This is a genomic window from Nitrospiraceae bacterium (assembly GCA_035623075.1).
Lineage (GTDB): Bacteria > Nitrospirota > Nitrospiria > Nitrospirales > Nitrospiraceae > DASPUC01.
In genome coordinates, this window is record DASPUC010000024.1 from 133,220 (window position 1) to 160,054 (window position 26,835).

At 55.9% G+C, this 26,835-nt stretch carries 23 protein-coding genes and 1 tRNA gene; 5 read left to right on the forward strand and 19 right to left on the reverse strand.

All coding sequences use genetic code 11. From position 1 onward, the window contains the following. Nucleotides 1-65 precede the first annotated feature (65 nt). A complete protein-coding gene (locus tag VEI50_07270) occupies nucleotides 66-1,256 on the forward strand; it encodes a glycine C-acetyltransferase (protein ID HXX74913.1) in 1,191 nt (396 codons plus the stop codon). Nucleotides 1,257-1,399: 143 nt separating this feature from the next. On the opposite strand, the gene VEI50_07275 is transcribed toward VEI50_07270, so the two are convergent. Continuing rightward, a complete protein-coding gene (locus tag VEI50_07275; GenBank protein HXX74914.1) occupies nucleotides 1,400-2,362 on the reverse strand; it encodes a VacJ family lipoprotein in 963 nt (320 codons plus the stop codon). A gap of 134 nt (nucleotides 2,363-2,496) precedes the next feature. Continuing rightward, complete coding sequence (locus tag VEI50_07280) at nucleotides 2,497-3,258, reverse strand: alpha/beta hydrolase (protein HXX74915.1); 762 nt, start codon at nucleotides 3,256-3,258, stop codon at nucleotides 2,497-2,499. Nucleotides 3,259-3,524: 266 nt separating this feature from the next. Here VEI50_07280 and VEI50_07285 point away from each other — a divergent pair, with 266 nt between their 5' ends. Both VEI50_07285 and VEI50_07290 read left to right on the forward strand, forming a co-directional pair. Then, on the forward strand, nucleotides 3,525-4,859 hold the full coding sequence (locus VEI50_07285; protein HXX74916.1) for a caspase family protein: 1,335 nt from the start codon (nucleotides 3,525-3,527) through the stop codon (nucleotides 4,857-4,859). Continuing rightward, nucleotides 4,860-5,810, forward strand: a complete 951-nt coding sequence (locus VEI50_07290; GenBank protein ID HXX74917.1) for a DUF4384 domain-containing protein — start codon at nucleotides 4,860-4,862, stop codon at nucleotides 5,808-5,810. Between the two features lie 104 nt (nucleotides 5,811-5,914). Here the strand turns inward: VEI50_07290 and VEI50_07295 are convergent, their stop codons facing one another. The 12 genes from VEI50_07295 to VEI50_07350 all read right to left on the reverse strand — a co-directional run bounded on the left by VEI50_07295 (nucleotide 5,915) and on the right by VEI50_07350 (nucleotide 19,204). Then, nucleotides 5,915-7,858, reverse strand: coding sequence for a DUF4105 domain-containing protein (locus VEI50_07295; GenBank protein HXX74918.1), 1,944 nt, complete (start codon nucleotides 7,856-7,858; stop codon nucleotides 5,915-5,917). 25 nt (nucleotides 7,859-7,883) lie between these two features. Beyond that, on the reverse strand, nucleotides 7,884-8,396 hold the full coding sequence (locus VEI50_07300; protein HXX74919.1) for a DUF3015 domain-containing protein: 513 nt from the start codon (nucleotides 8,394-8,396) through the stop codon (nucleotides 7,884-7,886). Between the two features lie 124 nt (nucleotides 8,397-8,520). After that, a complete protein-coding gene (locus VEI50_07305; GenBank protein HXX74920.1) occupies nucleotides 8,521-9,033 on the reverse strand; it encodes a DUF3015 domain-containing protein in 513 nt (170 codons plus the stop codon). Between the two features lie 67 nt (nucleotides 9,034-9,100). Then, complete coding sequence (locus tag VEI50_07310) at nucleotides 9,101-9,676, reverse strand: metallophosphoesterase family protein (protein ID HXX74921.1); 576 nt, start codon at nucleotides 9,674-9,676, stop codon at nucleotides 9,101-9,103. Continuing rightward, nucleotides 9,673-10,812, reverse strand: a complete 1,140-nt coding sequence (locus VEI50_07315) for a M48 family metallopeptidase (protein ID HXX74922.1) — start codon at nucleotides 10,810-10,812, stop codon at nucleotides 9,673-9,675. The genes VEI50_07310 and VEI50_07315 overlap by 4 nt, the downstream gene beginning before the upstream one ends. A 107-nt stretch (nucleotides 10,813-10,919) precedes the next feature. Beyond that, a complete protein-coding gene (locus VEI50_07320) occupies nucleotides 10,920-11,603 on the reverse strand; it encodes a TIGR00266 family protein (protein HXX74923.1) in 684 nt (227 codons plus the stop codon). A 60-nt stretch (nucleotides 11,604-11,663) separates the two neighbouring features. Next, nucleotides 11,664-13,142, reverse strand: a complete 1,479-nt coding sequence (locus VEI50_07325; protein HXX74924.1) for an amidohydrolase family protein — start codon at nucleotides 13,140-13,142, stop codon at nucleotides 11,664-11,666. Between the two features lie 117 nt (nucleotides 13,143-13,259). Then, a complete protein-coding gene (locus tag VEI50_07330) occupies nucleotides 13,260-13,790 on the reverse strand; it encodes a DUF3106 domain-containing protein (GenBank protein ID HXX74925.1) in 531 nt (176 codons plus the stop codon). Continuing rightward, nucleotides 13,787-14,122, reverse strand: a complete 336-nt coding sequence (locus VEI50_07335) for a hypothetical protein (protein HXX74926.1) — start codon at nucleotides 14,120-14,122, stop codon at nucleotides 13,787-13,789. Before VEI50_07335 ends, VEI50_07330 begins: the two co-directional genes overlap by 4 nt. Next, nucleotides 14,103-14,456, reverse strand: a complete 354-nt coding sequence (locus VEI50_07340; GenBank protein HXX74927.1) for a DUF3619 family protein — start codon at nucleotides 14,454-14,456, stop codon at nucleotides 14,103-14,105. The genes VEI50_07335 and VEI50_07340 overlap by 20 nt, the downstream gene beginning before the upstream one ends. Further along, a complete protein-coding gene (locus VEI50_07345) occupies nucleotides 14,453-15,070 on the reverse strand; it encodes an RNA polymerase sigma factor (GenBank protein HXX74928.1) in 618 nt (205 codons plus the stop codon). Before VEI50_07345 ends, VEI50_07340 begins: the two co-directional genes overlap by 4 nt. A gap of 246 nt (nucleotides 15,071-15,316) precedes the next feature. After that, nucleotides 15,317-19,204 carry a tetratricopeptide repeat protein gene (locus VEI50_07350; GenBank protein HXX74929.1) on the reverse strand — a complete coding sequence of 1,296 codons (3,888 nt, stop codon included), beginning with the start codon at nucleotides 19,202-19,204 and terminating at the stop codon, nucleotides 15,317-15,319. Between the two features lie 378 nt (nucleotides 19,205-19,582). Here VEI50_07350 and VEI50_07355 point away from each other — a divergent pair, with 378 nt between their 5' ends. Beyond that, a complete protein-coding gene (locus tag VEI50_07355) occupies nucleotides 19,583-21,160 on the forward strand; it encodes a secretin N-terminal domain-containing protein (protein HXX74930.1) in 1,578 nt (525 codons plus the stop codon). Nucleotides 21,161-21,210: 50 nt separating this feature from the next. Here the strand turns inward: VEI50_07355 and VEI50_07360 are convergent. Both VEI50_07360 and pyrF read right to left on the reverse strand, forming a co-directional pair. Next, nucleotides 21,211-21,285: transfer RNA gene (locus VEI50_07360), tRNA-His, on the reverse strand. Nucleotides 21,286-21,366: 81 nt separating this feature from the next. Continuing rightward, on the reverse strand, nucleotides 21,367-22,080 hold the full coding sequence (gene pyrF / locus VEI50_07365) for an orotidine-5'-phosphate decarboxylase (protein HXX74931.1): 714 nt from the start codon (nucleotides 22,078-22,080) through the stop codon (nucleotides 21,367-21,369). 88 nt (nucleotides 22,081-22,168) lie between these two features. On the opposite strand from pyrF, the gene rpsT reads away from it, so the two are divergent. Further along, entirely contained in the window at nucleotides 22,169-22,447 is a 279-nt protein-coding gene (gene rpsT / locus VEI50_07370) for a 30S ribosomal protein S20 (GenBank protein HXX74932.1), read from the forward strand. Here the strand turns inward: rpsT and holA are convergent. Genes holA through leuS form a run of 3 tightly spaced genes read right to left on the reverse strand, consistent with a single transcriptional unit; the run spans nucleotide 22,419 to nucleotide 26,660 of the window. Next, entirely contained in the window at nucleotides 22,419-23,531 is a 1,113-nt protein-coding gene (gene holA, locus VEI50_07375) for a DNA polymerase III subunit delta (protein HXX74933.1), read from the reverse strand. The genes rpsT and holA overlap by 29 nt on opposite strands. A gap of 13 nt (nucleotides 23,532-23,544) precedes the next feature. Continuing rightward, the gene (gene lptE / locus VEI50_07380) at nucleotides 23,545-24,195 is read right to left on the reverse strand and encodes an LPS assembly lipoprotein LptE (GenBank protein ID HXX74934.1); all 651 of its coding nucleotides are present in this window, start codon (nucleotides 24,193-24,195) and stop codon (nucleotides 23,545-23,547) included. 29 nt (nucleotides 24,196-24,224) lie between these two features. Further along, nucleotides 24,225-26,660 (reverse strand): leucine--tRNA ligase, encoded by a 2,436-nt coding sequence (leuS, locus tag VEI50_07385; GenBank protein ID HXX74935.1) that lies wholly within the window; start codon nucleotides 26,658-26,660, stop codon nucleotides 24,225-24,227. Between the last annotated feature and the right edge of the window lie 175 nt (nucleotides 26,661-26,835).

Consider the following 26,835-nt stretch of genomic DNA (forward strand, 5'->3'; position numbering starts at 1 on the left):
GCCAGGGACGAGCCGTTTGATAAGAAACCTTCCAACCCCTTGCCCCGAGCCCCTTGCCTAAATCTATGGCCTACAATTCCCTCAAGAAAATCCTCGACCAACAACTGGCAGAAATTCGGGCTGCGGGTCTGTACAAGACCGAGCGGCAGATTCTCAGTCCACAAGGCTCGGAAATACGGGTGACGCAAGGCACCGTACTGAACCTCTGCGCGAACAATTACTTGGGACTGGCGAACCATCCGGAGATCACGCGGGCGGCAAGCGAGGGGCTGAAGGACCATGGCTATGGCATGGCGTCCGTTCGCTTCATCTGCGGCACGCAGGATCTCCATCGACGTCTTGAACAGGCGATCAGCACGTTTCTCGGCACATCCGACACCATCCTCTATAGTTCGTGCTTTGATGCCAACGGAGGACTGTTCGAAGTCCTGCTCGACGAACGGGACGCAGTGATCAGCGACGCCTTGAACCATGCAAGTCTGATTGACGGGATCCGGCTCTGCAAAGCGCAACGCTTCCGATACATCCACTCCGATATGGCGGATCTTGAGGCGAAGCTCGCGGAGGCCAATGGTTTCCGATTGCGTCTCATCGCCACCGATGGCGTTTTTTCAATGGACGGTGACCTCGCCAAGTTAGATCACATCGTGGAACTCGCCGATCGCTACGATGCAGCAGTCGTGGTGGACGACAGCCATGCGACCGGGGTACTGGGCCCGCGAGGACAGGGGACACCAGCTCACTTTGGCGTGGCGGATCGTGTGGAGATTGTCACTAGCACGTTGGGCAAAACACTCGGCGGAGCGGCTGGAGGGTTTACGTCGGGACGGATGGAACTCGTCGAGCTCTTGCGGCAACGGTCTCGCCCATATTTGTTTTCGAATGCGTTGCCTCCCGTCATCGCCGCTGCGGCGCTGCAGGCGGTGAAGCTCGTGGCCCAAGGCGATCTCCTGCGCGCCACCCTGCGCGAAAATGCTGCCTTCTTTCGTGCGGAACTGACCGCTCTCGGATTCCGATTGATTCCCGGAGATCATCCGATCATTCCCATCATGTTGGGTGAGGCAACGCTTGCCACGAGGATGGCCGATCGGCTCTTGCAGGAAGGGATCTACGTGGTGGGGTTCAGTTACCCTGTGGTGCCAAAAGGACAGGCGCGCATTCGGGTCCAGATGTCCGCGGCGCACACGAAATCCCAACTGGAGCGGGCCGTGGACGCGTTTGCCAAGGTTGGCAAAGAACTCGGCGTAATCACGTAGACACGTTTGTCTGGTTTATCTCGTTTGTTTGGTCAGAGGTTGGACGGGGGAGAATCTTCCGATTGTGTCGATCGGATGAACTAGGGAAGCCGCTGGACCAAAGAAACCAGCTAGACCAGACGAACCGAACAAACCTTCCTTTCCTACTCGCGAATCGCTTTGGCGCGACTCTGCAAATAGGCGTTCCGGACGGCGGTGTATAGGTCTAGCGTCGCTTCTTCCACCCCCTGAAACTTTTCGAGATTGCGCGAGCGTTCATTGACGATTTCTCCAACGCGGGCTCCTATCTGGACGAACGTGGTGGTTGTTCGATTCTTGTGGGCGATGGCGGACGGGACGTTATTGACTTCGATGATCGGAGCGACGAGCCAGTTCACCGGATTGAGGAAAATATCGCCCATATATCCTACAAAATCACGGGCCGTAAAGGGCGGCAGAAACGGCAGGACGAGATAGGGGCCCGGTTTGACGCCGTAGTATCCAAGAGTCTGACCTGTGTCTTCATCAGGCGTGACCAGTTCGATCCCCGTCGCCACATCGACGAAGCCGGCTAACCCGATACTGGAATTGATCAGGAACCGTCCGGCTTCGATGCTGGCTCCTTTGATCTTCCCCTGAAACAAATTGTTGAGAAGACGTGGAGCGAACCGGATGTTGTCGAACATGTTGCTGATCCCGACTTGGACAAAGTCCGGCATGATGAAATTGTAACCCTTCGCGACCGGTTTTAAGATCCAGCGGTCCACCTGGCGATTGAATTCGAAGACCTTGGTATTGAACGATTCCCAAGGATCATACTCCTCGCCGACCGTCTCTTCAGGCTTTGCGAATGGATCGAATGGCTCCTCCGGCGTCGCCGGTACCGGGGCTTCGGCAGCTGCTGTCTTGTTCTCCGCCACACGGTGCAGAAGTGGGTTGTCCGGATGAGCTGCCCCGTTTGGGAGGGCGACATCCTGGGCAAGTACCGTCGACGAGATCCCATTCGACACCGATGCATCGGTGAGTGAGTCCGTACGGGAGGAGTTCCGGTCTTCGGCACAGCCTACCAACAACAACGCGGTGATTCCGAACGTCCCCAACGCGAAGCGACGCCATGATCTTCTCACCCGGCCCTCCTTGGTTTCCGGCGGTCGTCCGCACCCTCCTACTGGACGTACCGCAGGTATATGGCCGCGCACTGTATCAAAAGTCTCGGCCCGCGCCAATCTTTTCTTGCAGGGTCAGCCGGCGGAAGGGGAAATCACGAACCAATGGCGGATCGGACGAATTCCGCGAAACGATGAAAGTACGGCTCCCCGCCAACGTGATAGGTATTATTGTGATCGGCGCCCTTGATCACATAGAACGATTTGGGTGGCTTGGCTGCCTCGAACACCTGCCGACCGAGTTCGAGCGGAATAATCTCGTCCTGATCGCCGTGCACGACCAGTTTCGGCAGTGAGAGTTGGGGCAATCGATCGATCAACCGGAATTCGGCGCCGAGCAGCCAATGGACCGGCAAGCCTCCATAATGAAACTTGGCCACCGCCTCGATTGAGGGGAACGGTGATTCGAGAATAAGCCCCGCGGCCGGCTTATGCGACACCACCTCTGCGGCGACCGCTGCTCCGAGCGAGCGCCCGAACAGCACGATCCGGTCGGGTCGGATCAAGCGAACCCGTGTGAGGTAGTCATAGGCACCAAGAGCATCCTGGTAGAGCCCCTCCTCTGAAGGAGAGCCTTGGCTGCGCCCATAGCCACGGTAATCGAAGAGGAACACCGACAGACCGAGCCGGTAGAGTTCGCGAAGATTCTCGAGCCGGTTAATGATATTGCCCGCATTCCCGTGGCACCATAGGATCACAGCCGACGTTGCGGCCTGCTCGACGTACCAGCCGAAGAGCTTCGTGCCGTCGCTCGCATGAAACCAAACCTCTTCAAGCGGAAGGCCGCTGCGGGCCTTCCAGTCCTGATCGATCCACGGGTTCGGATGATAGATGAAGAACTGGTCGAGTAGGCTCATGATGGTCGCGGCACCATGACAGGAACCTTATAGCGTCAGTCCCAGAGAACATCAAATTGGCTCGGCTTCCCCTCATTCGTGGTATTGCTTGCCTGAGAATATACTTCTATAAATATCTGTCTTCCAACGTATGTGGGTCTGCAACGATGGCCCTTCCTAATTCCCCAGAAGGCCGCCAGTTTATCACCCAAGAAAGTCCACTATACGTTGCTCATTCCTGCTCCGTTCAATCCCGCAGCACACCAGGCGCCTTCGAGGAGGTCGCTATGGCAGCACAAATCATGACAACGATGTGCGGGCTCTCTGCGATGCTGATTCTATCGGGCTGCTCCATTGCGATGGCACTCCACGGAAATAAGGAGCCTAATTTCGAGCACATTACAGTGGGTGTCCCCAAAGAAGAGATCGACTTTGAGTTCAATCAACCAGGTACATCAAAAGATCTTGGTGATGGCAAAAGCGAGGTGACGTACAAATACGAGATGGGGAACTCTCCCAATCCTGCACGCGCGACTGTCTACGGCTACATTGACCTAGCCACTATAGGGCTGGCAGAGCCTATTCTGACGTTCATTGAATGGCTCCAAGGGCACGATGAAGAAACTCGAATTGTCTACGGCCCTGACAATAAGGCCCTGGAAGTCCTTGGCTACACCTCTCCGCCAATTTCCGCCCAGATGAAAGTGGCACAGGAGGAGCAAAACAAGTTTATCCGCAAACGGCCGGCACCCACGTCGTCTGATCAGACAAGAACACCTCTGCCTCCAAGCGCTCTCACTGTTTCTCCCTCGCCTCAACCAAGCGACGTGGATGTTTTGCCGGTCACACACATGCATGCGAGAAAGAATGCGCACGCGGTGGTCGTCGGGCTAGAGCGGTACCGAAACGAGTTGCCTCGGGCCAGCTATGCAGAACAGGACGCGCGAGTGGTGGCCCGCTATCTCTCTGGAACGATGGGATTTGAAGAAGCCAATGTTGTTCTTCTTCTCAACGATCGAGCAACAAAAGGCGATATGGAGAAATACTTTGAGACCTGGCTGCCCAACAGGGTGGAGAGTGAGGACACGGTCTTCGTATACTTCTCCGGCCACGGAGCACCGAACGCAAAGACTGGTGAAGCGTATCTCGTACCCTACGATGGCGACCCTCTGTATCTTGATAATACGGGCTACCGGCTTTCCAGGCTTTATCAGAGCCTATCCAATCTTCCCGCCAAAGAAGTGGTCGTCATCCTGGATTCATGTTTTTCCGGCGCCGGTGGACGCTCAGTTCTGGCTCAGGGCTTGCGACCGATCGTCACCGAAATGAAAAGTCCTCTGTTGGAAAATGGCAAGACCGTCGCTCTGGTAGCGAGTAGCGGGCAACAAGTTTCCAGCACCTATGAACAGAAAGCACATGGTCTTATGACCTACTTCTTCTTGAAGGGCCTGCAGGGGGAAGCAGATACCAACAAAGACGGGAAAATCGATATCACAGAGTTATTCGATTACCTGCGTCCTCAGGTCGAGCGAGTAGCGCGGCGAGATTTTAACAATGAACAGACACCCTTGCTCCTCGGCAACACGGACGTGCTCGCACGTGGCCTATATCTAACGCAATAGATGGTTGCCATCAGATCCGAAATCTTCCTCGCTCTTGGGTTGACGATTACTGCTGCCTTCCTCAATGCCTGTTCCCCGGTCGAGCACAGAAACCAAGATGCCTCGAGAACGACTACGCTGAGTATCGTTCAGAAGGATGCGCTCGCAGAGACCAAGATCCTCGAGACGGATCCCGATGGGTGTACGTGGGTGGCTGCAACGGGGAGTGTAAGATTTGGCGATCAGGACACGAAGCATCAAGCGTATGCCCAAGCGATAGCTGAAGCAAGGCGCAAAGCGATAGACACACTCCTGGGTGTGAGAATTGATCACCGTTTCATGGATTTTCAGGGCGAAAATACCCTTCGCGGGGAATTCGTGCTAACGGAAAAACTTTTGCGTGCAACGCAACTGGGTCGGGCGGTTAAAGAAAACGTGCTGTACGTTGGCCCCGTGGATGATCCTGGTTGTATAGCCTGTCGGGTCGAAGCTCGGATTCAGACTTGTCTGGTGCCAGAGCGAGAAAGAGGAGACAAAGATTTCCACGTACACCTGCAACTCAACAGATCTAGCTATCAGAATGGCGATGAAGTGATTATTTCCGCGACATCAACACGTGATTGCTATCTCTACTTTTACAACGTTGACATGGATTTCCGTGCCGCCCTCATTGCCCCAAACAAATATGTCCCGAGTGTGACGGTCAAAGCCGGGGAAGTGTGGGTGTATCCGAGCGACGACCTGCGCACCAAGGGTCTTCGTGCGACCGCACAACTTCTGCCGGGTTCATCCGTTTCCGCTGAAACCGTTCGCGTTGTCGCGTCAAAAGCCGCACTTCCTAGTTCGCTCGTCTCACTTACCACTCAGGGAGAAACTACCCGCCCGTCATTTTTTGAGTTCCTGCGCGCGCTTATCAGCACGGACGTTGAGTGGGTTGAAGACGTACAGGCCTTCACAATACGCCAACACTAGCCCCACAAACTCTTCTTGCCTCATTCCGTTGTCGCGCACTAGTGAATTGCGCGCTGGCATACATGGAAACGAGGGGCCGGCATATTCAGTTGCGCGCGTCTCCGTTAAAAATACGCCTGCACCGAAAACATCACGTCATTATCGTGGTCGCGGTGGTTGTATTCGATACGGAGCGCCCAATTCTGGCTCAACGTATAACGTTGACCGACAAACCAACGGATATCATCCGACTTATCGCCCAAGGCGTAGCGCAAGTATGATCCGGACGCCATCAGCTTCCATCGGTCGGTCAGATCCGCCAATAACCCGACGGATCCCCCGCCGCCGACACGATGGTTTTCTTCATAGGCATGGCTGTAATTAGCCTCTGCCTCCGCGAAGGCGAAGAAGACCTCCCGTTTCAGCCAGTGAGATTCTACCGCTGCGCCGATGCCACCATTGGCCACACCGTTACTGCAGAGCTGACAATCGCCGAATCGAATTGTGTTCATTCCCACATTGACCTTCCAGGACGGTGCATGGAACAACGCATCTATCGGCGAAAGCGACAAGACATTGGCAAAAGTTGCCCGCTCGATCCTGGTCTGATCGACGCGGTTGTAGTGACGCAGGCTGATCGAGGCCAACTCAATTTGCGCGTCCGGGGTGTACCCGATTTCCGGATCGAGCAGGTCGTGATACCCCGCTCGCACGGTGAATTCTTCGAACGTATCATTGTTCCTCCATCCGGCTCCCAAAGTGGCCCGTGAGGTCTTGTGACCAAGTTCCGGTTGTTGGGCGAACGGAACGACCGAGAAGGGTTCAGAGGGAATGCGGAGTTGACTGCGCGCCGTCAGCACCGCCCGATTGCGGTCTTTGAGTTCCTGCGGAGGCGAATCGATTGTCTCGATTCGGTACCTCAGATAATCCGACGCCAGGTCCAGGAGAAACGCCTGCCGTACCTGGCTCAAATCGGTAAATTCTCGAGACGTGATCTCCGAGACATTTGTCGCGATCCGTGCGGAGAGGTTCCGCTCTTTCGCTGGTAACGATTCGCGCTTCCGCCGGATCATCGTGCTGCGCGAAGGACGATAGGCGATGTCGCTGACCAGACCAGGTTGGGCGGCGATGAGTCGCACGGTGTCAGCCGGGACGGTCCAGAAGGTGAACTGATCGGTGAGATGGAGCGAGGGGTTGGCATACTCCAGCAATGCCAGGAGATGGTAGGAGCAGTTCTCTTTGAAGAAAAAATAGTCGAAATAGGCATTGCCGAGTTCCCACGCATGCATCAGGAACCGTCGCAACTGAACTTCCGTGAAGTTAAGTCGATATTCCCAGATGTCACGATTCTCGATGTCTCGGTATTCCTGAACTTTGAGATAGTAGGGAATGGTCGAGAAATAGCCCTTGTAGAAGCCGAAGATGCCCTTAATCGGATAGGCGATTCCGGAATCTGTCGGTACATCAGCGGCATAGTTGATCGTGTAGGCTAGGATGCGTGTCTGTTCGGTCTGGCCCCTTTGGTCGACCCGAAGCAGTGTGTGGCCGAACATGGAGGCTGGATTGTTCATGAATGCGGATGGAAAGATGAGTGTAACCGACCGGACCTCGAAGTCAGCATACCACCGATCGAACCGCTCGCACGCGACGGGCGGAAGGCGTGCGTCATCAAAGGCTAGCCGTTCCTTCAACCAATGATAGCGGGCGATGAAGGCGCATTGCGCCGGTTGCTTTGACCTCCCGACGAGGTCCTTTGAAAAGAACTGAGCCAGCGTGGCATCGAGCTCAGCCTGAGGGTCGGTCTTCCCCTTCGGAGACATAAAAAATCCCGGATCATCCTGCTCGCTCTCATATCCACCAAAGAGGCGGGGACGATAGTGAAGGAGAAGACGCCACTCTCGTTCGTCAGCCAAGCGGAGTGATCGAGCTTGGTCTTGAAGATGTTCGAGGTATGGTCTCGCCGGCAGTTCTTCGGCGCTCACCCAGCTAACGACAAAGAGGAACACAAAAGCAGAAATGATTGGCAGTACCAAGGTGGGCGGGCGAAGACAGAAAAGGCCCTGGCCCATAAAGGCCAGGGCCTCTGAGATTGACTTATTGAGCAGAAGCTTTGGCGAGGACCGGATTGCCCGCCACAGCCTCATTCAATGCCTTGACCATCGCCACCGGGGACGTTTCGCCAGCTTTCACCAGAGAGGTGTAGCGCTCCTGTGTCATCGCAAAGAAAGCGCCTTGGTGTTCAGCTGGAATGCCCATCAGAGTCGCCAGTGAGGCAAGGTGTTCACCCTGGCCCTGGGCCATTTCTTGTGACAAGTTGTCGAAGTTCAATTCAGCGAACATGATCGTCTTGCTGTCGCCCATGACCTTGCCGTCATTGGTGCAGCCGGAGGTTCCGCTGCTGATCCCGAAGGTATTACTGCCGAAGGTACCGTTGGTGGTCGCCATCATCACTTGTGGTGCGATTTCCTTCTGTCCCTTATAATCGCTCCAGGCAAGCTTGCCAAGGCCGCAGCCTGGTCCTGTATCCGGATTGGCCGCCATCGCGAGACCAACCTGCGTCCCGACAAACAGCACCGCCACTGAAAGCATGAACAGTTTCTTCAACATAAACCTCCTCCTATAAAGTAAGGTGAAGTGCGCTGAGACATGCTCGTCGATCGACTAGCTGATTATACTCAACCCTGAGCAGATTGCTAGAAAAAAATTTGCAAAACTTTTCCGCAGAGGCACGCTAGTGAGTCGCGATGACTTGCGCGAGCACTTGGTGGTTGACCATCGCAGCGCTGAGCGCTTTGATCATCGCCGCCGGTGAAGTGTCTCCTGCACGAACGAGTTCCTGATACCGTGCTTGAGCCAGAGCAAAAAACTGCGGATGCTGCTCTGCCGGCACACCCATCATCGTCGCCAACGACGCCAAATGCTCTCCTTCTCCTTTAGCCATTTCGGCCGTGAGACTGTCGAAGGTTGCGGCGACAAACACATCGGCCCGTTCCTCCGCCCACACTTTTCCGTCGTTCGTGCAACCGGACGTGCCGGTGGAGATCCCGAACGTCTGGCTGCCGAAGGTGCCGTTGGTCGTCGCCATAAGCACTTGTGGACCAATATTCTTGGGCCGCTTAAAATCCGACCACGCCAGCTTGCCGAGACCGCATCCTGGTCCGTTGTCAGGATTCATGGCGAGAGCTTGAGAGATAGACGTGCTGATGAAAACGAGTGTCAGAACAACCATCGCGACGAGCTTCATGCCGTCCTCCTCTTTCCCATGACATTGTCCGTCACGCTAAACGGGTTGAACCTCTGTCTCGGATCGATCATATACTTCTTCCCCCACTTCGTGAAGAATTCGCTGCAATTACAGACCGCTTCTCCTTCTCTTTGTCTCCACCTCTTGGCTTGTTATCCAGTTGGACGTGCGCCGGAACGACACAATCGCCGGTAATCGTCAGAATCCCGATCGCCCGAGGAAGGGTAAACCGTCGAGGGCCGGCCGATCCTGGGTTGAAGAGGAGTGTGCGCCCGTACCGTTCGATCGTCGGACGATGGCTATGGCCGAAGATACACACATCTGGCTGCTCCTCATTCAGCCACCTTGTCGCGTCTTCCGTTAGTTTTCCTTTTTCAAACAGCACGTGGCGCACAGCGATAGTCTTGCCACTGCGACGGATCACGATCTGTCGAGGAAATCCGCTCCGCTCATACTCGTCAACGTTCCCCGATACGGCGACCACCGGAGCAATCCTTTTGAGGGACTGAATCACTGCTCGATCACCGATGTCTCCCGCGTGCACAATCGCCACTACGCCAGAAAAATGTTCACGGACCGCTGGATCATAGAGTCCATGCGTATCGGCAATGACTCCGATGCGAACGGCTTCGCGTTGCTTCATGGCGCGGCGACCGGTTGAACACCCAAGGACTCTTGAATCTGCTTCCAATCGAACGTAAACGGCTCCGGGGCCATCTTTGGCAGAGATGTCAGTTCGGCCTTGAGCCGTTCGGCACGGACCGTACTCATCGGATGCGTCGAGAGCCATTCCATTCGGCCCTGGTCTTTTTCCGACAGTCGCTCAAAGAATCGAATCATGCCGTCTGGATCGATCTTCGCCCGTTGAAGAAGTTGCACCCCTTTCAGGTCGGCTTCAATTTCCTGTGCCCGGCCGAACTTCAGCGTCACCAGTTCGAGACCGACCTGTTTCATCAGGCCTGCTAACCCCTGCGGATCGCCGACAAGGATTGTCACGACCGCCATAAGGCCTAGCGTTTTCACGATGCGCTCAAGGCCGTGTCGCTGCAAGACGTGATTGAATTCGTGGCTGAGCACGCCAGCGACTTCTTCGCCGCTCTCGGCCTTTTTCATAAGACCTGTAAAGACGACGATATAGCCGCCCGGCAATGCAAAGGCATTGACCACGTCGCTCTTCACGACCGTGATCTCAAACGCGTACGGATTGTCGACCACTTGGTTTGTCAGTCGTTGGGTCATTTCGTTGACCGCAACAACGGCCGGCCCTTCTTTGAGCACGTCCTGTTTTGCGAGAAAATCGCGATAGGCCGATTCCCCGAGTTTCTGTTCCCACTCCACGGGAATGCGACTCACCGCGAAATCGACGAGCCAATCGGAACCCAGCCAGAGAAGCAGCGCGATCGCTCCCAGCGAGCCGACAACAATCCCCCACATCCTCCGTCGGTGGGTGCGAGCCTGCCGAACCTTGGTCGCCGCGGCTTCAAAGTGATGGGTCAGTTCGGGCGGCGCCGCTTCTCGAAATGCCCTGATAAGGACCGCGTCCTTTGTGTACAGCGTCCGAGTCGATTGTCCCTTTCCCCATTTCACCACCAGTTGATCATGATCGAGTCCGCCAGAGGACAATGTCAGCGACGAGAAGGGCACCGTGGCCTCATCAGGTTGGAGTGGGTGGTCTTGGATCTTGAACATGAGGCCGCGCGATGAGACTTCGACGTGACAGGGCACACCGGTCGCGGGAAAGTCAGCACCGAAGCAGAGGGCGTTGGCTTGAAAGGTCATAAGAAGTCGTCACACGTCAATCGTCATTGGAGGACGATAAAGTTCTGTCGCGCTCTGTTTCCAGAGTCTACGATTGACCATTGACGTTTGACGAATGACGCGAGTCATCACTCGGAAACGGGGATAAATTGCCGAATCCAGGCTCCAAAGCCCCCCGGGTTGCGGCTTTGGATATACACGACGCCTGGACCATGGAAGCGACAGACAAACCCCTCGCCCGAGGTGAAGCTCGCCACCCAGCCTGCAGCCGCTCGCTCAATGTTGTAGGAAGTGGTCGATGACCAGGCTACGAGATGGCTATTGTCCACGATATATTCCTGCTCTGGTTTCAATTCAATTTTGTGGATCGCGCCAAAGCTGTTCAGAATCAACTGTCCGGTCCCGCTGATCTTCAGGATGAAAAACCCTTCGCCTCCCAACAGTCCCCGACTGAAGCTTTGCATTTGGCTCTCGATTTTCACCGTCTCGGCACCAGCCAGAAACCCATCCTTTTGAACCAGGTATTCGTTCACTCCATCGAGTTCCAAAACCACGATCTCCCCAGGGACCGTCGGCGCCAGCAGGACTTCACCTGGCCCTCGGCTTGCTTTCAGCGTTTGAAAGAAGAATTTTTCACCCGTGAGTAACTTGCGTGATAGGGCTCCTAGAAAACCTCCTTCCATTTTACTTTCGATATCAATGGTCGGTGATGCCGACACCATGGCGCCCGACTCCGCCTTGATATGTTCTCCCGCCGCAAGTTCGACACGCACCATGGGGAACGCCCCAGGATACAAAATTTCACTCTTCATGAGCTTGGTCTCCCGTTCGCCTGACTAAAAAGGGACAGCGAACCATCCCTCGTTCCCATTTCATCTCACCCATCCGTACAGCCTGTGACTCGGTTCCGGCCCCTCTTGCAGATAGCTCATCCTGATTTTGCCGAGATAATCTTTAGGCACCTCGGTCCGTTTCGTCGTGACGTCAACCCGAAACACGCGAGCTGCATTTAACCCGAATATCTGCTCCTTTACCTCGCGCGTGAGCGATCGGTAATGATGCTTCTCGACAAGCTGATCCGGGATCTGGAAGCGCCGAAATGCTTCGATCTGCCACTGCGGGGTTCCGTACCAGATGGAATCGGTGCCCCAGAGGACGTGGTCTACGCCGAATGTCTCAATGATCTGCCCGAGCAGATGGGCGCAAATCATGGGAGATGTCGTCACCAGTTGACCGAACGTTGATCCCAGTTCCATATAGATATTCTGGATCTTTGGCTCGCCCTTCTTCATGCGACAGAATTCTGTCGTCCAGGGAATCTCTCCCGTCTTGGCAAAAATATCGTCCACAGACGCCGCACTTTTTAGCCCTGAGTGATAGACAAGGAAGTCCATGTCGGGAAAGTCCTTGGCCGCTTGGATGAGATCCTTGGGATGGTTGTAAGCGGGGACCGGCCCGAGCGGCAAGCCCTTGTGAACACAGACCCGCCTGACGTTCAGTTTCCTGGCTTGCTCCAACATCGGATAGGCAATCTGTTCATCGTCCATCCACCAACCGTGCTCGAACCCTGTCGGGCACGAACCGGTGTAACACTTCCAGGCATCGATCTTCAGCGTCTCCGCTTGCATCGCCATGAACTCTAGGTCGGCTGGACCGAGCTGTGGCGTGGCCAGCCCGTGTGCAAGCATCCGTTGCGACCCGGCAACGCGGTTCACTTCGTCGCGAATGTGCGCCATCTCGCTCGGGGGAACAACGGCCTCCTGAGGATAGGGGCCCGGCGGTGTACTGATGAGGCCGATCGACGTTTCGCTATCCAAGAACACTTCTTTCACAAAGTTCTGCCATGAGAGATCGTCGATCGTCCCTCGATCTGCCGCCAGCTTTGGATTGAGTCCTGCCTCACGGATACGGCGTCGCAACGCAAGGAGTCCTGATTTGGAGACAGCGCCTTTTCTTTTGTCCTCGGCATCCGTCGGATCGAAGTGTGAGCCGACGTAGTGTGTTTGTACGTCGAAGATGAAGTACGGCGAGCCTTGTCGTTCGGCAAAAGCCGACGGTTCAAAAAGTTCACTCTCGAACACATCGAAGAAACGACCGAACACGGAATTCATCGCTATCAGCGCGGCAGCCATCCCGCCGGACGTTCGGAGAAAGTCCCGCCGGCTGACCCCAAGTCGCATCGCAGCCTGGTGGCTCAGCATAGAAACGGCTACTTCGACACGGGCCTGATCCTGGGTCTGAGGGAGCGGAGCAAACTCTTCGTTGGAGACGATCTGCGTTGGAACGGGCCCGGCCGAGATACTGGCCCGCCTGAACCCTCGCTTGATTCCCCATGATGCGCCAGCAGCCATCCCGATCTCCCTTCGCAGAGGTTAGTCCTGGGAGATTCTGTGGAATGCCGCTCGACGTGTCAAGCAAGCGACTCATGAAATGCGGAGCGGTCGACAAGCCTGAGGTCGGAATGCCGACTAGCGGGTTGAGCGAGGGGGGTGAGGTTGCCGGGGACCGTCGTTAGGCAACGGTCGGTTGTTTCCACCACCATACTCCTTGCGAAGCTGCCGGCGGAATTCACGTCTTTCCGCCTGACTCATGTTGCGCCACCGGTCTCGCATCTCTTGACGCTGCTCGGGTGGTAAAGAGCGAAACCACTGGCGGGCGTTACGGATGGCCTCCCGCTGTTCGGGAGGAAGCTGGCGAAACCTCTGGAATCGCTCACGAAGACGCTGCTGCTGATCCGGCGACAATTGCTGCCACTGCTGAAAACGCTGGTGAGCCTCCTCACGCTCTTGAGGATTCATATTCTGCCATTGCCGCGCCCCGTTCAGAAGCCGCTGCTGCCGTTCCGGGGGCAACTGATCCCACGTTCCACTGAACCGCTGAAGAAGCTGTTGCTCATCCTGGCCTAATTGGCTCCAGGGAACCCCTGCGACATCGGACTGAGCCCAGGCCGTTCCGCTGAGGGCTGCAAGGATGATCATGATCATTAGCACCGACTTCATGGCGTCACTTCCCTCCGTGGAGGTGGGGAAGCCGGTTGACTCTCGCTCGCGGATGGTTCCTGCTCCAATCGTTTTGATCTGGATTGATCAGGAGAATCTCTTTGGGTCGGCGTTGGTGCTGGTGCTGGTTCATTTGCCTCGAGCGCGGGCGAGTCGTCCACCTGAAAGGGATCGATCCATTTGTCGTCGCCGGTATGCCAGGAACCGAGAAACTCCAAAAAATCCGTGTCCGGTGGCGAAGCAGCATCGCGCGGCGCGGCTTGTACCTGGTTGATGAGTAACCCCATCGTTCCCAGTGCTACCAGCGTCCATCTACCCCGTCGTGTCGGCATCAGCCAGCCAATGGTAGAACTCAAGATCTTCTGCAAGGTCGACGTTCTCAGCGGAGGTAATCAACTCCATGTCGTCGAGCGCCAGTGTATGAGGCCGCTCATGGGCTGGCTGCACAAGCCACATGGAGAACGAGAGTGCTCCGATAGCCGTCATCGCGAGTCCGCCGACCCAGACTCTCCATCGGCTGCGAACCGGCCTCGCATCGAGTGCCTGAATTCGTGCACGCTGGAGGCGCCGTGTGACGGCCACATCGAGATCTTCGACACTGCGGTCTAGGAGCTGCTTGGCTCCCGCAACAAACCGCTCATCGTCCTTATTGTAATCGGTGTTCACGGCCAGTGTTCTCCCAACAGTTGACGCAGTGCGCGCACGGCACGAAAATAATGGGTCTTGACGCTCCCCTCTGAACATCGCATGGCTGCTGCTGTTTGCGCAACGTCCAGCTCTTCCCACGCCCGCAAGATGAACGCTTGTTGTTGCCGGAACGGCAGGGTTCTTAAGGCTTGATCGAGTGCGGCCATAGCACGCTTCCGGGCGAGCTGTTCATCGCCCAGCAAACTACCAGTGTCCGCCACGGATTCGAGCGGATCGTCCTGCTCGGTGTCATCCTCACGCCGGCTTAACCAGGCTCGCCAACGGTTCCGAACCTTTGCTCTCCTGTACCAGTCGCGAATCCGGCTCTGCAAAATTGTATGGAACAGCGGACCCCATTCGACTTCCTTACGTCCACCATACTGCTGGACCAACTTCAACATCGAGTCCTGAACGAGATCCATCGCTTCATCGGCATCGCCGGTGGCAACCTGCGCCATGCGAAACGCTCGACGTTCGACTCCGGCTAGAAACCGATCCAGGGCCTGGTTTCGATCTAGGATTGCGCTCCTCCCACCGAGACAGAGCCCGCGAGAAAACTCAAGTGAAGCAAGCTCATACACCGTCGCCGACATGCGTATTCCTTATGCTCGCAGTGTCGCTCGGTTTTCCTCGTACCGAGTCATTGTTGACCTAATCTCATGTACGGTCAAGTCGATTGGGCTGAGGAAAATAGTCATCCTCGGGAAATATCCGTTCACACACGGGACCATCTCCTTCATCCCTTGTTTAGCGATAACGCTAGAACGGGCTTGCGGTTGACAGGAGTGGGCTGGCGAGGCTGCTTGGGAGGCTGACCGAATCAGAGAGGGCTCAAAGGGTTATTTTGCCCTAGAGACGGATGCGGTTCGGGAAGATCCGCCTGCTTCGGATCGGCTCGGCGGAATTATCGCAACCACATCGTGGGCCGGATCGCCTTCTTGGTCTTTTCCATCTCGCCCGACGCTATACATCAGACCCTTCTGTGAATTGACCAGCATAGGAAGACCGGTGAAGGGATCATAGTGCGATTGACCGGCTTTCGCCAATCGAGTGAGAAATGCTCCCTCCTGTGGGCCTCGCCTGATCCACACCTGTAGGCTCGCCAGACGAAGCTGGGCATCCGTCTCTACCATACGCCCAATGTAGGGATCCCACGAAGGAAGCGGTTCGATTCCGATGACATGTTCGATAGGATTGATCAGATAGTCCATGGTACTCGTTGGCTCGGTTCGAATGAAGCCGGACATCTTCGGCAAGCTCAGATATCGACCTTCCGCAACCGCTCGATTCGCAGCCTCATAATAATTGGCATAGTCGTTGGCTCGTCGTTGAACGGGAAGAGACATGGCTGCTGCAAAGGATACGTGGAGAGGACGTTCCTCCGTCCGATCCTGTTTCAATGCTGTTTTCACCGTTTTTGTGGCCCACGTGAAGTAACTCTGCATCGGCCATCGGACGGAGAGTTCAGCCTGATCAAGCGGGCGGACAACTTTCCCCAGACGGCTGATTGATGCATCGTCGAGATCAGGCCTGATCAATAATCCTGAGGCAATCGCGACATCATCCAACACAGCATCGGCGGCGAGCATCTTGATCATGAGGGTTTTAGATTGAACCAGGACCGAACGCCACGCTTCCATGTCCGTCTCCAAACGTTCAAGGCCGGTGGCCAGGTCCTGACCGAACCCTTCGGCGAGGTAGAGACGGTGAGTCAGAAGAATATGGGGACAATTAGGGCTAACAATCTCTCCGAATCCCCAATCCTCGAACGGCAGTTTGAGCCACTGTTGATACCGACCGAGTGCCGTCGATTCTTGAGCTGCCCAGGAACGAATCGAGTCCGCTTGTCCCTTAAACCTTGCAGCCGGGTCTGAACTCTTCAACCAACCTTTCATCACGCTGGACGAAGCGCTCGCAGTGGCAAGACTCCTCGCTTCATCTTCGTCTTTGAAACACACACGCGCGGCAGGAAGGTCATTATCTCCGGCTTTCCGCTCGTATCCCGCTTGGATCGCGTCTCGGCCCCGGGGAGCCTCGAATCCCAAGAGGAGAAAATAACCGTTCTTCTTTCCGTCCGTGCTCGAGCGCTGAGGACCTGTAGTTAAATTCACATACGTCTCGCTTGGAGGTTGTTCCATGACTCTCCATGCCACTTCGGTAGCGACGACTCCCCCCATCGCCATCACTGCGCAGACGACGACGAGCGTCAGGAGTGAAATGATGATGGAACGCGTGGTGGCAAAACAGGAATAGACGAACGACACAAGCCCGATTCGTAACCGGTGCAGACGGGCTATAAAGCGAGGACGTGGTCTCGACGTGGCCAATCGGTCGTAGGTACGGACCTGGCTTCTTTTTCCCGTTGATTCGAACAACACATCAACAGCGGACGCTGCCGCTGAGACAACTGGCTCTGGTTCCGGCTTTGAGGCCGTGAATTCGCTGGGACCCTCATCCCAAGCGACGGGAGATTGAGGCTCTTGCCGAACAAATGTGATGGATTCGCTCTCACGAATCCAGTCGGGCCTCGTGTCTGCCTCCGGAGTGATCGGGGCCGAAGGTGTCGAGACAGCTTCGGGTAATTGAGCGACTGTTTCATCGACTGGCTCTGTAACCGTTTCCTGAGGTGCATCAATCGACGGCGCTGGGACTGACTCGGGAGCTCGAGGCTCGGTGATCTCTTTTTCCCACCGCCGCCTTTTTCGGGAGGGACGGTGGTGCTGGACAGCCACTTCCCCGGTGCTCCAATGGGACAGAGGTTCCGTTGGAGGGGGCAACGCCGGGTCTGTCGAAGTCTCCGACACCAACTCCTCTGACGCCGCTTCGGCCTCCTGTGGCAGCGATTTTCGTAGAGTGGTTTCTTGGACGACGGATGAGACTGCGTGCTCCGGGGGAATGATAGTGGTTGGAGGAGTCGTCTCTTCCAAGTCGGGTGGCGGCTGATAGTCTTCCTGCACCGGCACCGGTTCAACTATGACGCGTTCTTCCGAATGGGCGGAGGCGACATCCAGAGCTTCCGTGGGCGCTGCTGTCTGCAACTCGGGTTCCGGCGATAACTGAATAGGGGGAGCCGCTGCTTCCCAAACCGGAGTCACTGGCTCCGGTTCTTGAACAGACAGCGGCTCTGATACGGATGGCGGGGCCACTTCCTGTGTTGATCCGGACTCACGCAAGAGGAATGTCGGCTCCAAACTTGTTCGGGATGGAGTAGTTGACGTTTGGATCTCGGGCATCGTTGTGGGTTCGATGCTGTTCGATTCGGTCGGCGGGTCCTTGACCGCAGAAGTGCCAGCACTCGGAGCTGCAGACGACAGAATTTCATCCGACGATGATTTTGTCGAGAACGCCCAAGCCTTCTGGAAAATAGCCTCCCAGGAAAATGGAGCGGACGAAGGCGAGTCAGACTCTGCAGGAGTTGCGGGAGTCGAAGGCTCAACGGAAATCTCAGCGGCTGCTTGGACCGTTGCCTGCTCTCCAATCGAAGATCCCTCGGATGGGTCAGTGGTTATCACAGGAGCTGCCGCCGGCTCTGGCTGAATCGAGCTCGTCAAGATAACGTCTGTTTCGCTATTCTGTGCAAGGATAGAGCCCTGTTCAGTGGTCACAGAAGCTGGCGGTTCGGAATCTGCAATGGGGATGGTGGTTTCTTCCACCTGTTCCCACGGCATAGGCGAGGTTAGTGATGATGAAGCTGACGTGATCGGGGCTTGTTCTGAAGGGAGAGCCTCAGGCTGATCGGACAGAGGCGGAATTTGTATGGACTCGTCCGATGGTGACAAGGTCGAGAGGCCATCGGTTGTTGCAGCCTCATTCTCGGAGAGGGATTCAGGTACGGCACTTGCGGTCAGTCCCGGTTCATCAGTCACGGGTTGGGATGGACTAAGCGCCTCAAGAGATTGGCCGTCACTCGAGTATTGGATGTCTGATTCGACTGGAGGAACGGACGTTGCCTCGAACTGACTTTCTTCTGGATTAACAGAGAATGGAGACGATGTGGACAAAGAAGTCGTGACTGCCTGAGACTCACCAGGTTGTTCCCACGGCATGACCTCTGTGTTCGATTCGACAGGACGAGACGGCACCGCTCCTTCCGAACTGGGAGGAGTATGGTCTTGAACGGGTTGTTGAGCTGCTGGGTTGACAGGGGATCTGAGAAATTCGCCGGTTTGAATGTCGAACATCGAGGCCAAACGAAAGGCCACGGGACTAGCCGGCGCGACTTCCCGGATCTTGGCATAAAGCTGTCCAGGTTTTTGAGGGCTGTCCGGGTCCGGATCCTCAACGAGAATGTCGATGGCCTTACCAAGCTCAGCCACCGCAGCCATGGCATCACCCTTCCCTTCGAAGACGTGCGCCAGAAGTTCGAGAAAGGGGACACAGCGGGGGCCCGCGGCCAAATACTCCCGTAATAGAGACTCGGCCAGCCAGTAATCCTGCCGCTCGATCGCTTCGCGTGCGAGCGATTCGAAGGCCTGCCGCGCAGTGACAAGGCTGCCGAGTCGAAGATGGAGTGTGGCAAAAAGTCGCCGAGCCTCGGTGTTATGAGGGTCGAGCGCAAGAAGTTCCTTGAGAGCCGCAGAAGACCGGCCATACTTGCCGGCGTTCATCTGGGTGATGGCGTCCTCGAGTAACGCGCTCTTTTTACTGTACCCGACAACACCTCGCTTGTGCCCCCTGGAAGGGTTCTTTTTGTCGGATTTTATGAAGGATTTTTTGTCAGTCCGCACGTTACAACTTTAGCAGATCTTTCAGTCACGGAACGCCGCAGTTCTGGGTATTTCAGGCACGATGCGGGTTCCACGCAACTTCGCAAATTCTTAACTGGTTCTTTACGGGGGTGAAACGGGACAGACGGGTGCAAGCCCAATGCCATTGCAAGTTCTAACCGAAGAAAAATAATCCTTTATTTTTAGCTGGTTAGACGCCGATGACCTGGGAGCAGACCGTCCGATTTCGCCAAAATTGAACGAGAGCGCCAAGAATCGTGAGGCCCTGAGTGCGGTTGTATCAGCTAAGAGGCATGTGGTACCGTCATTCCTCATTCAAGAACGAAGTCTGACAGTGAGGCATATTTCTCGGCTGCATGCCCTAGAGGTTACCTCTCGATGAACCCTGTCTTGAGTCGCAGACTCGCCGTTGCTTGCCTGGTGGCCTGTGTAGGCTTGCTGCCGCCTTGTCTGCTTTCGGCGGAGGTCACTCCAGTATCCATTGGGCGGGTGGCGCTGGATTTCAATGACGTCGAGCTTCCCGTTTTTGTCCGCTTCATCAGCGAGCTTACTGGGAAGAATTTCGTACTGGACGACACGGTGAAGAAAACCGGGGGAAAGATCTCCGTGTTCTCTCCGACGAAAGTTACGCCAGATCAGGCGTATGCCATGTTTGTCTCTGCTCTTGAAGTGAGCCGCCTCGCAGTGGTCCCGAAGGGTGCTGTCTATCAAATCGTTCCGATGGGAGAGCTTCCTCCGGAGCGCGCGGTCTTTGTTTACAAACTCAAACACGCTAATGCGACTGATCTTGCGGCCGTCTTGACCAATTTGGTCGCCCGTTCGCAGACCGTCGCGCAGGCCGCGCCCGGCGCACGACCGCCTATGCGGCCTTTGACGGAGTTCGAGGCGCCGGTGCAAGTATTCGCTGACAAGCCGACGAATTCTCTCATCATCAGCGCGACTAAAACCGCCTATGCCAAGTTGCAATCAGTAATCCAAGGCTTGGACACCAGACGTAACCAAGTGTTTGTCGAAGCGGTCATCCTCGAAGTCGAAGTGGACCGGCTCAAACAGATTGGCAGCGACCCACTGCAGGTCATCGCGGCTGGGAAAAGCGGTTCTCTTCAAGGAATTGCTGGATTCAATCTTGCCCCCGAAAACGCCTCGACCCTGGCACAAACCATCCTTGGTACTGGCGCTGTTGCCGCTGCTGGCGCTGCGACCGGCGGAACCATATCGATCCTAAACACCGTCAACGTTCGCGGATTCTTGCAATTGCTGATGAGCCTCACGGATACCAACGTGCTCTCGACCCCGCAGGTCCTCGCGGCCGACAATCAGAAAGCCAAGATTGTGGTTGGCGAGAATGTCCCGTTCCCAACCGGACAGGCACAAGGCATTACTGGGGGAACCCTCGTGACGATCGAGCGCAAAGACGTCGGGGTGACGTTGGAATTGAGCCCACAGGTCTTGGAAGACGATCTCATTCGCCTCGAGATCAAACAGGAGATCTCTGCAATTGAGGCTGGCACGGCGCAGACGATCGGCACAGGAACGTCAAGCGTACCGGTCGGGCCCACCCTTACCAAACGCTCAATGGAAACCACCGCGATCGCCAAAAGTGGGCAGACGCTCGTGATCGGGGGACTCGTCCGGGATAATGTACTGCTGACCGAGAACAAAGTTCCATTCTTCGGTGACATTCCCCTAATAGGGTGGCTCTTCCGATCTCAATCCAACCAGACACAAAAACTGAATCTGTTAGTGTTTTTAACCCCTCAGCTGGTCAAAAATGAGATCGACATGGTCGAACTCAATGCTCGCAAGTCCGCCGAGTTGAGTACGTTGCAGCGGGAAAACCGGATCGAGGAACCCACCAGAATCAAGCAGGAAGTCCTGGAGAAACTAGAACGTCCGAACGGCTCAAACCGTCCATCCCCGCCGAACGCCGAACTTCCGACATCGGCGCAACCCTAGCCTCCACTCAGAGTTGGTATCAAACCACACGAGTTGTTCGAAGGAGCACTTGGGGTGAGTGACGGGCTTCGAACCCGCAGCCTCCTGAGCCACAGTCAGGCGCTCTACCCTTGAGCTACACCCACCACTAAGAGAAGTCGGAGTGAAAACGCTTGCGAGGGAATCTTAGCAAAGAGCGGAGAAGGCCCGCAACCACGGCTGGATCATCAGCCCCGTGCGTCGAAAGCCGCTTGCATCTCCGAAAGAATAGCCGCTGCCGCAGCGGCGGGATCTGCCGCATCCCTGATGGGACGACCGATGACCAGATAGTCCGCCCCGGCGGCGATCGTTTGGGTCGGCGTCGTCACCCGGGCATGATCATCCACGCCCTTCCCGGCTGGACGGACTCCAGGCGTGACGATCAAGAAGCGAGGCCCGACTTTGGGACGAAGCACACCGGCTTCCTCACCCGAGGCCACAACCCCGTCGCATCCGACCTCTGAAGCCAGCAATGCTCGAGCACTGACCAGTTCTTGCACGCTGTGCTGAATGCCCATGTCACGCAAGTCCTGACTGTCAAAATTCGTGAGTACTGTGACGGCGAGGAGTTTGAGGCTCGAGTTTCCCCGGCCCTGTACGGCTGCTGCGAGAGCTTTGCGATTTGCGTGCACAGTCAGGAACTCCACTCCCATGGCCGCGACGCGTGTGGTAGCGCGACGAACGGTTTCCTCGATGTCCAGAAACTTGAGATCCAAAAAGACGCGTTTCCCACGATCGATCACACGCTTCACCATGTCCGGACCAGCAGCCGTGTAGAGCTCCAGACCAATTTTGACGAAACCGATCTGGTCATGGACATGATCCAACAATCGATCTGCTTCGACACTGGACGGCACGTCGAGGGCCAGGATCAGGCGGTCACGTGCGGCGATTTTCGACACTGGTGATTCCTTTCTGAGGGAGACTTATCTTGACGCCTCAATCGGCCCTATGGTACAAATTCGCTCCTCTTTTGTATAGGAGCGTGCAATGCCTGTTATCCACAAGTCGACAATTCGTCGAGCTCGCCAAGCGGAAAAACGTCAGGAGCGCAATCGCGCTACATTAAGTGCCGTGAAGGGGCTTGTGAAGAAGCTCCAAACTGCCGTAGCCGAAAACAAAATTAATGAGGCCAAGGCTTCATTGCGCGAAGCGACATCGGCACTGAGTAAGGCTGTGACGAAAGGCGTACTCAAAGCAAACACAGCGTCTCGCCGGATTTCCCGCCTCACTCTTCGGGTCAATGCTTTGACCGCTTCCCGCTCGTAATCGTCCGGATATTGGATACTAGCTTCGTCCGTATTGCCTCTTTCGGCTGAGAACCAGCCGATGATGAAGCGCGACCCTCGCCCGGGGCACGATCACAGAGCCTCAGCAAGAGTTGTTCAACTATCCGAGCTGGTTTTCCTCCGCTTCCTCCTTTGAGTTTTGCGTCAACTTCCAGAAACCACCCAAGCGCCTTACTCAAGTGGGACTCGGAAAACTGCCCCAGAAAGGTGCGGATCTTATAGGGGTCCATCCGGAGCATCCGGGCCGCTTCGGATTCACGCCCCCCCTGTTTCAGGAGATCTTTGACCTTCCAAATACGGCGATATTGCCACGCGAGCGAGCCCAACATTCGCAGCGGAGCCTCGCCCGCTTCGAGGTTTCGTGCCAGGATGCCCATGACACGCCCGCGATCGCGCACCCCGATCGCTATCGCTAAATCGAACACCGATGCACCAGGTTCGATTCCGCGTAACGTCTCCACGTCGTTGGCTGTCGCGGCTCGTTCGGACGAAACATAGGCCGCCAACTTCTCCAACTCGCGGCGCGCCGAATAGAGTGATCCTCCACAGGTTTCTTTGAGCATCTGCAGCGCGTCATCGCTGAGCCGAACCCCCACACGCGCGGCATCCTCTTTGAGCCACGGAGTCAACTGCGCATCAGACGGAGTCGAACAATCGACTGAAACGGCAACGCGCGCAAGCGTCTGCGTAAACTTCAGGCGGCCGTCCATCTTAGGCGCGGCGAATAGGAGGGCGGTCATGTCATTAGGCGTCTGAAGATATGGCAACAACGCCTCACATTCCCGTGCAGGTAATTTATCAGCCGCCTTCACCACAACGAGTCGTCGAAGTGCAAATACCGCCACCTCCGAAGCACAGGCCACAATGTCTGCTCCGCTGGCTTCATCTCCGTAGAAAACATCGCAGTTGAACGTATCTCCACCTTCTCCAAGCACCGCGGTCTTGAGCGCGGCTACCGTCGTATCCCGCAGAAGATCGTCCTCGCCAACGACGAGGTACAATGGAGCGACGGCACCCTGCTTGAGCGAGGCCTGAAATTGAGTCGGCGTGACAGTCGATGGCATTGGCCCGCTCGTCCTAATTGATCCCTGTCGTAGTCGGAGCCGGAGTCGGTGTGGGTTTAGAGAGTTTGCCCGACTCTATCTGCAACAGAAAGCGAGACGCCAAGTCTGCGGCGATGAACCGTCCTGCTTGCTCCAAAGCACGATTCTGGAGCGCTCGATTAAATTGAAGATCCGTCGTCACAAAAAATTCCGACGCTCCCTTGGCCGTTTGCATCCATACCACTTTCTTCGTACGCGTCTCCTCAACTTTCACGAGGACGATGACCTCTGTCCGACTTTCGAGGGTCGTCGTCTGAGTAAAGCTCAGCGTTGGAACGTTGACCGACAGGATTTGACCTGTAAGCACCAAGTCCGCGGCTTCCGATTCGGAGACGATCTGAGCACCACTCCCCGATGAAAATTCATGCCGCAAATAATTCGTATAGCGTGTTTCCAGGTTGGGTTCGAAACTCATATTCTGCAACGTTCTGATCACCAGGCGTGGCGGCGGCTCTGATGAGGCGGGAGCAGAGGTTCCGCCGATTGTAGGGCCGGCTCCTTCGACACGAAACTGATAGCCGCATCCGGCCAGCAAGAGCAGCGATAAAGCCACGGCCGAAGACCAAGGACTCAGGACTGAGAGAGTTTGAAGACCCCGGGTTCGCATACGTGACAACCTATTCATTCAGTCCTCGTAGCTCAGACCCGCTTTGTTCACACCACGAAGTTGATGAGCTTCTTCTCAACGTAGATGACTTTTTGAGGTGTTTTCCCCTGCATCCATTCACCGATCTGTCCTCGCGCGAGACGCTCGACCTCTACTCGGGACGTGTCGACTCCGATCTCGATTTTTCCGCGAAGCTTTCCGTTCACCTGGATGGGAATCGTCAACCTATCGCTGATCGTCAATGCGGAATCGAAGCCGGGCCAGGGCTGTTGTGAAACACTGGCCTGTCCACCCAATTTTTGCCAAAGTTCTTCGGCCAGATGTGGAGCAAACGGCGAGAGGATCAATACAAACGGTTCCAACAATGTCCGTGGCCGCTGATCAATTTTCGTCAGCTCGTTGGTAAACACCATCATCTGTGAAATAGCCGTGTTGAATCGGAGTGTCTCGATGTCTTCCGTCACTTTTTTGATCGTTTGATGCAGGAGACGCAGCTGATCGAGACTCGGTGCCTTCATTACAACCGCGCTCGATATATTGCCTTCTTCGTTCACCATCAACCGCCACACTCGCTCCAAAAACCTTGTGACGCCTTCGACCCCCCTCGTACTCCAGGGCTTCATCGCCTCCAACGGACCCATGAACATTTCATAGAGCCGCACGGCATCAGCGCCGAACTGATCCATCATTTCGTCGGGATTCACGACATTGCCGCGAGACTTCGACATCTTTTGGTTATCTTCTCCGAGAACAATGCCTTGATGCACGAGCTTCTTGAATGGCTCCGGCGTACTCACAACACCGATGTCGAAAAGCACCTTGTGCCAAAACCTCGCGTACAACAAATGCAAGACAGCATGTTCACTGCCACCGATGTAGAGATCGACCGGCATCCAGTAGCGTTCCTTCTCCGGATCGACAAGGCGTTGTGGATTCGTCGGATCAATGAATCGGAGGTAGTACCAGCAGGATCCTGCCCATTGGGGCATCGTGTTGGTTTCCCGCCGAGCGGGCTTTCCGCTTGTCGGATCGACGGTGGTCACCCAATCCTGGAGATTTGAGAGAGGGCTTTCTCCCGTTCCTGAGGGCTTGAAATTGCTTGTTTCCGGCAGTACCAGTGGGAGTTGCTCTTCCGGCAGTGGACGAGATTCCTCGCCTATCCACACGACCGGAAAGGGCTCACCCCAATAGCGTTGCCGTGCGAAAAGCCAATCGCGCAACTTGTAATTGACGGCTTTGCGTCCCCTGCCTTGAGACTCCAACCAGGCCGTGATCTTGGGAATCGCGTCGACCGGCGTGAGGCCGTTGATCGAAAAACTTCCGTCGCGTGTCGTTGAGTTGACGACAGTTCCATTCTCGGTTGTCACGAACGCTTCCTTCTCGATATCGCCACCCGCGATGACCTCTCGGATCGGAAGGGAATACGTTCGAGCGAAGGCCCAGTCGCGTTCGTCGTGCGCCGGTACCGCCATGATGGCGCCGGTCCCGTACCCCATTAAGACATAATCCGCGATCCAGATCGGGAGCCGTTCCTGGTTTACCGGATTGGTAGCGTACCCTCCGGTGAAGACACCGGTCTTCTCCTTGTCGAGTTCCTGCCGCTGCAGATCACTTTTACGAGCGGCAGCATCACGGTAGGCCGTCACGTCGGCACGACGGTCTGTCGTCGTCACAACCTCCACTAAGGGGTGCTCTGGCGCCATGACCATATAGGTGGCGCCGAACAGGGTATCAGGCCTGGTGGTAAAGATACGAATCGTACCCTTGGCACCGGCCAGTTCAAATTCGACCTCGGCTCCGATCGATCGACCAATCCAATTCTTCTGCATCTCAAGCGTACTGGGTGGCCATTCGACTAACTTGAGATCATCCAGCAATCGATCGGCATAGGCAGTAATCTTCAATACCCATTGCCGCATCGGTTTGCGGACAACGTCAAAGCCGCCGACCTCGCTCTTGCCATCGACAATTTCTTCGTTCGCGAGCACGGTGCCCAGCGCCGGACACCAGTTGACCGGTACCTCCGCTACATAGGCGAGGCCCCGCTCATAGAGTTTCAAGAAGATCCATTGCGTCCAACGATAATAGGCGGGGTCCGTCGTACTGAGCTCTCGATCCCAGTCATAGGAAAGCCCGATGCGTTTCATTTGTCGCTTGAAGGTTTCGATATTCTGCGCGGTCGTCACAGCTGGGTGGACGCCCGTTTTCACGGCATACTGTTCGGCCGGAAGCCCGAATGCGTCCCACCCCATCGGATGCAGCACGTTGAATCCCTTCATGCGCTTGTAGCGGGAAACGATGTCGGTGGCGGTATAGCCTTCGAGATGACCGACGTGCAACCCGGACCCGGAGGGATAGGGAAACATGTCGAGGCAATAAAACTTGGGCTTCGATCGGTCGTCGGTCGCCCGAAACAGCCGCTGCTGTTCCCAATAGGCTTGCCATTTTGCCTCGATGGCGTGGTGATCGTAGGTTTTGCTCATAACATAATAATCGTGCTGGGAAGCCGTCAGCCTTCAGCACTCAGCTGGAATCCTTTCAAAAAGCTTACTGCTGAAAGCTGACAGCTAATGGCCTATTTTGCAACTTGTGAATCTAACACAGCCCGCAGAGGGTCACAAGATTCGCACAGGCCGTTCGCCTCGTCTTTGCTATACT

Excerpts from the sequence above, each read along its gene's own strand:
- VEI50_07305 (HXX74920.1), bottom strand. The coding sequence starts at position 9,033 with ATGAAGCTCGTCGCGATGGTTGTTCTGACACTCGTTTTCATCAGCACG.
- VEI50_07330 (HXX74925.1), bottom strand. The coding sequence starts at position 13,790 with ATGAAGTCGGTGCTAATGATCATGATCATCCTTGCAGCCCTCAGCGGA.
- VEI50_07345 (HXX74928.1), bottom strand. The coding sequence starts at position 15,070 with ATGTCGGCGACGGTGTATGAGCTTGCTTCACTTGAGTTTTCTCGCGGG.
- VEI50_07280 (HXX74915.1), bottom strand. The coding sequence starts at position 3,258 with ATGAGCCTACTCGACCAGTTCTTCATCTATCATCCGAACCCGTGGATC.
- leuS (HXX74935.1), bottom strand. The coding sequence starts at position 26,660 with ATGAGCAAAACCTACGATCACCACGCCATCGAGGCAAAATGGCAAGCC.
- VEI50_07270 (HXX74913.1), top strand. The coding sequence starts at position 66 with ATGGCCTACAATTCCCTCAAGAAAATCCTCGACCAACAACTGGCAGAA.
- lptE (HXX74934.1), bottom strand. The coding sequence starts at position 24,195 with ATGAATAGGTTGTCACGTATGCGAACCCGGGGTCTTCAAACTCTCTCA.
- VEI50_07285 (HXX74916.1), top strand. The coding sequence starts at position 3,525 with ATGGCAGCACAAATCATGACAACGATGTGCGGGCTCTCTGCGATGCTG.
- VEI50_07320 (HXX74923.1), bottom strand. The coding sequence starts at position 11,603 with ATGAAGAGTGAAATTTTGTATCCTGGGGCGTTCCCCATGGTGCGTGTC.
- holA (HXX74933.1), bottom strand. The coding sequence starts at position 23,531 with ATGCCATCGACTGTCACGCCGACTCAATTTCAGGCCTCGCTCAAGCAG.
- VEI50_07335 (HXX74926.1), bottom strand. The coding sequence starts at position 14,122 with ATGCCGACACGACGGGGTAGATGGACGCTGGTAGCACTGGGAACGATG.
- VEI50_07315 (HXX74922.1), bottom strand. The coding sequence starts at position 10,812 with ATGACCTTTCAAGCCAACGCCCTCTGCTTCGGTGCTGACTTTCCCGCG.
- VEI50_07355 (HXX74930.1), top strand. The coding sequence starts at position 19,583 with ATGAACCCTGTCTTGAGTCGCAGACTCGCCGTTGCTTGCCTGGTGGCC.
- rpsT (HXX74932.1), top strand. The coding sequence starts at position 22,169 with ATGCCTGTTATCCACAAGTCGACAATTCGTCGAGCTCGCCAAGCGGAA.
- VEI50_07325 (HXX74924.1), bottom strand. The coding sequence starts at position 13,142 with ATGGCTGCTGGCGCATCATGGGGAATCAAGCGAGGGTTCAGGCGGGCC.
- VEI50_07300 (HXX74919.1), bottom strand. The coding sequence starts at position 8,396 with ATGTTGAAGAAACTGTTCATGCTTTCAGTGGCGGTGCTGTTTGTCGGG.
- VEI50_07295 (HXX74918.1), bottom strand. The coding sequence starts at position 7,858 with ATGGGCCAGGGCCTTTTCTGTCTTCGCCCGCCCACCTTGGTACTGCCA.
- VEI50_07290 (HXX74917.1), top strand. The coding sequence starts at position 4,860 with ATGGTTGCCATCAGATCCGAAATCTTCCTCGCTCTTGGGTTGACGATT.
- VEI50_07310 (HXX74921.1), bottom strand. The coding sequence starts at position 9,676 with ATGAAGCAACGCGAAGCCGTTCGCATCGGAGTCATTGCCGATACGCAT.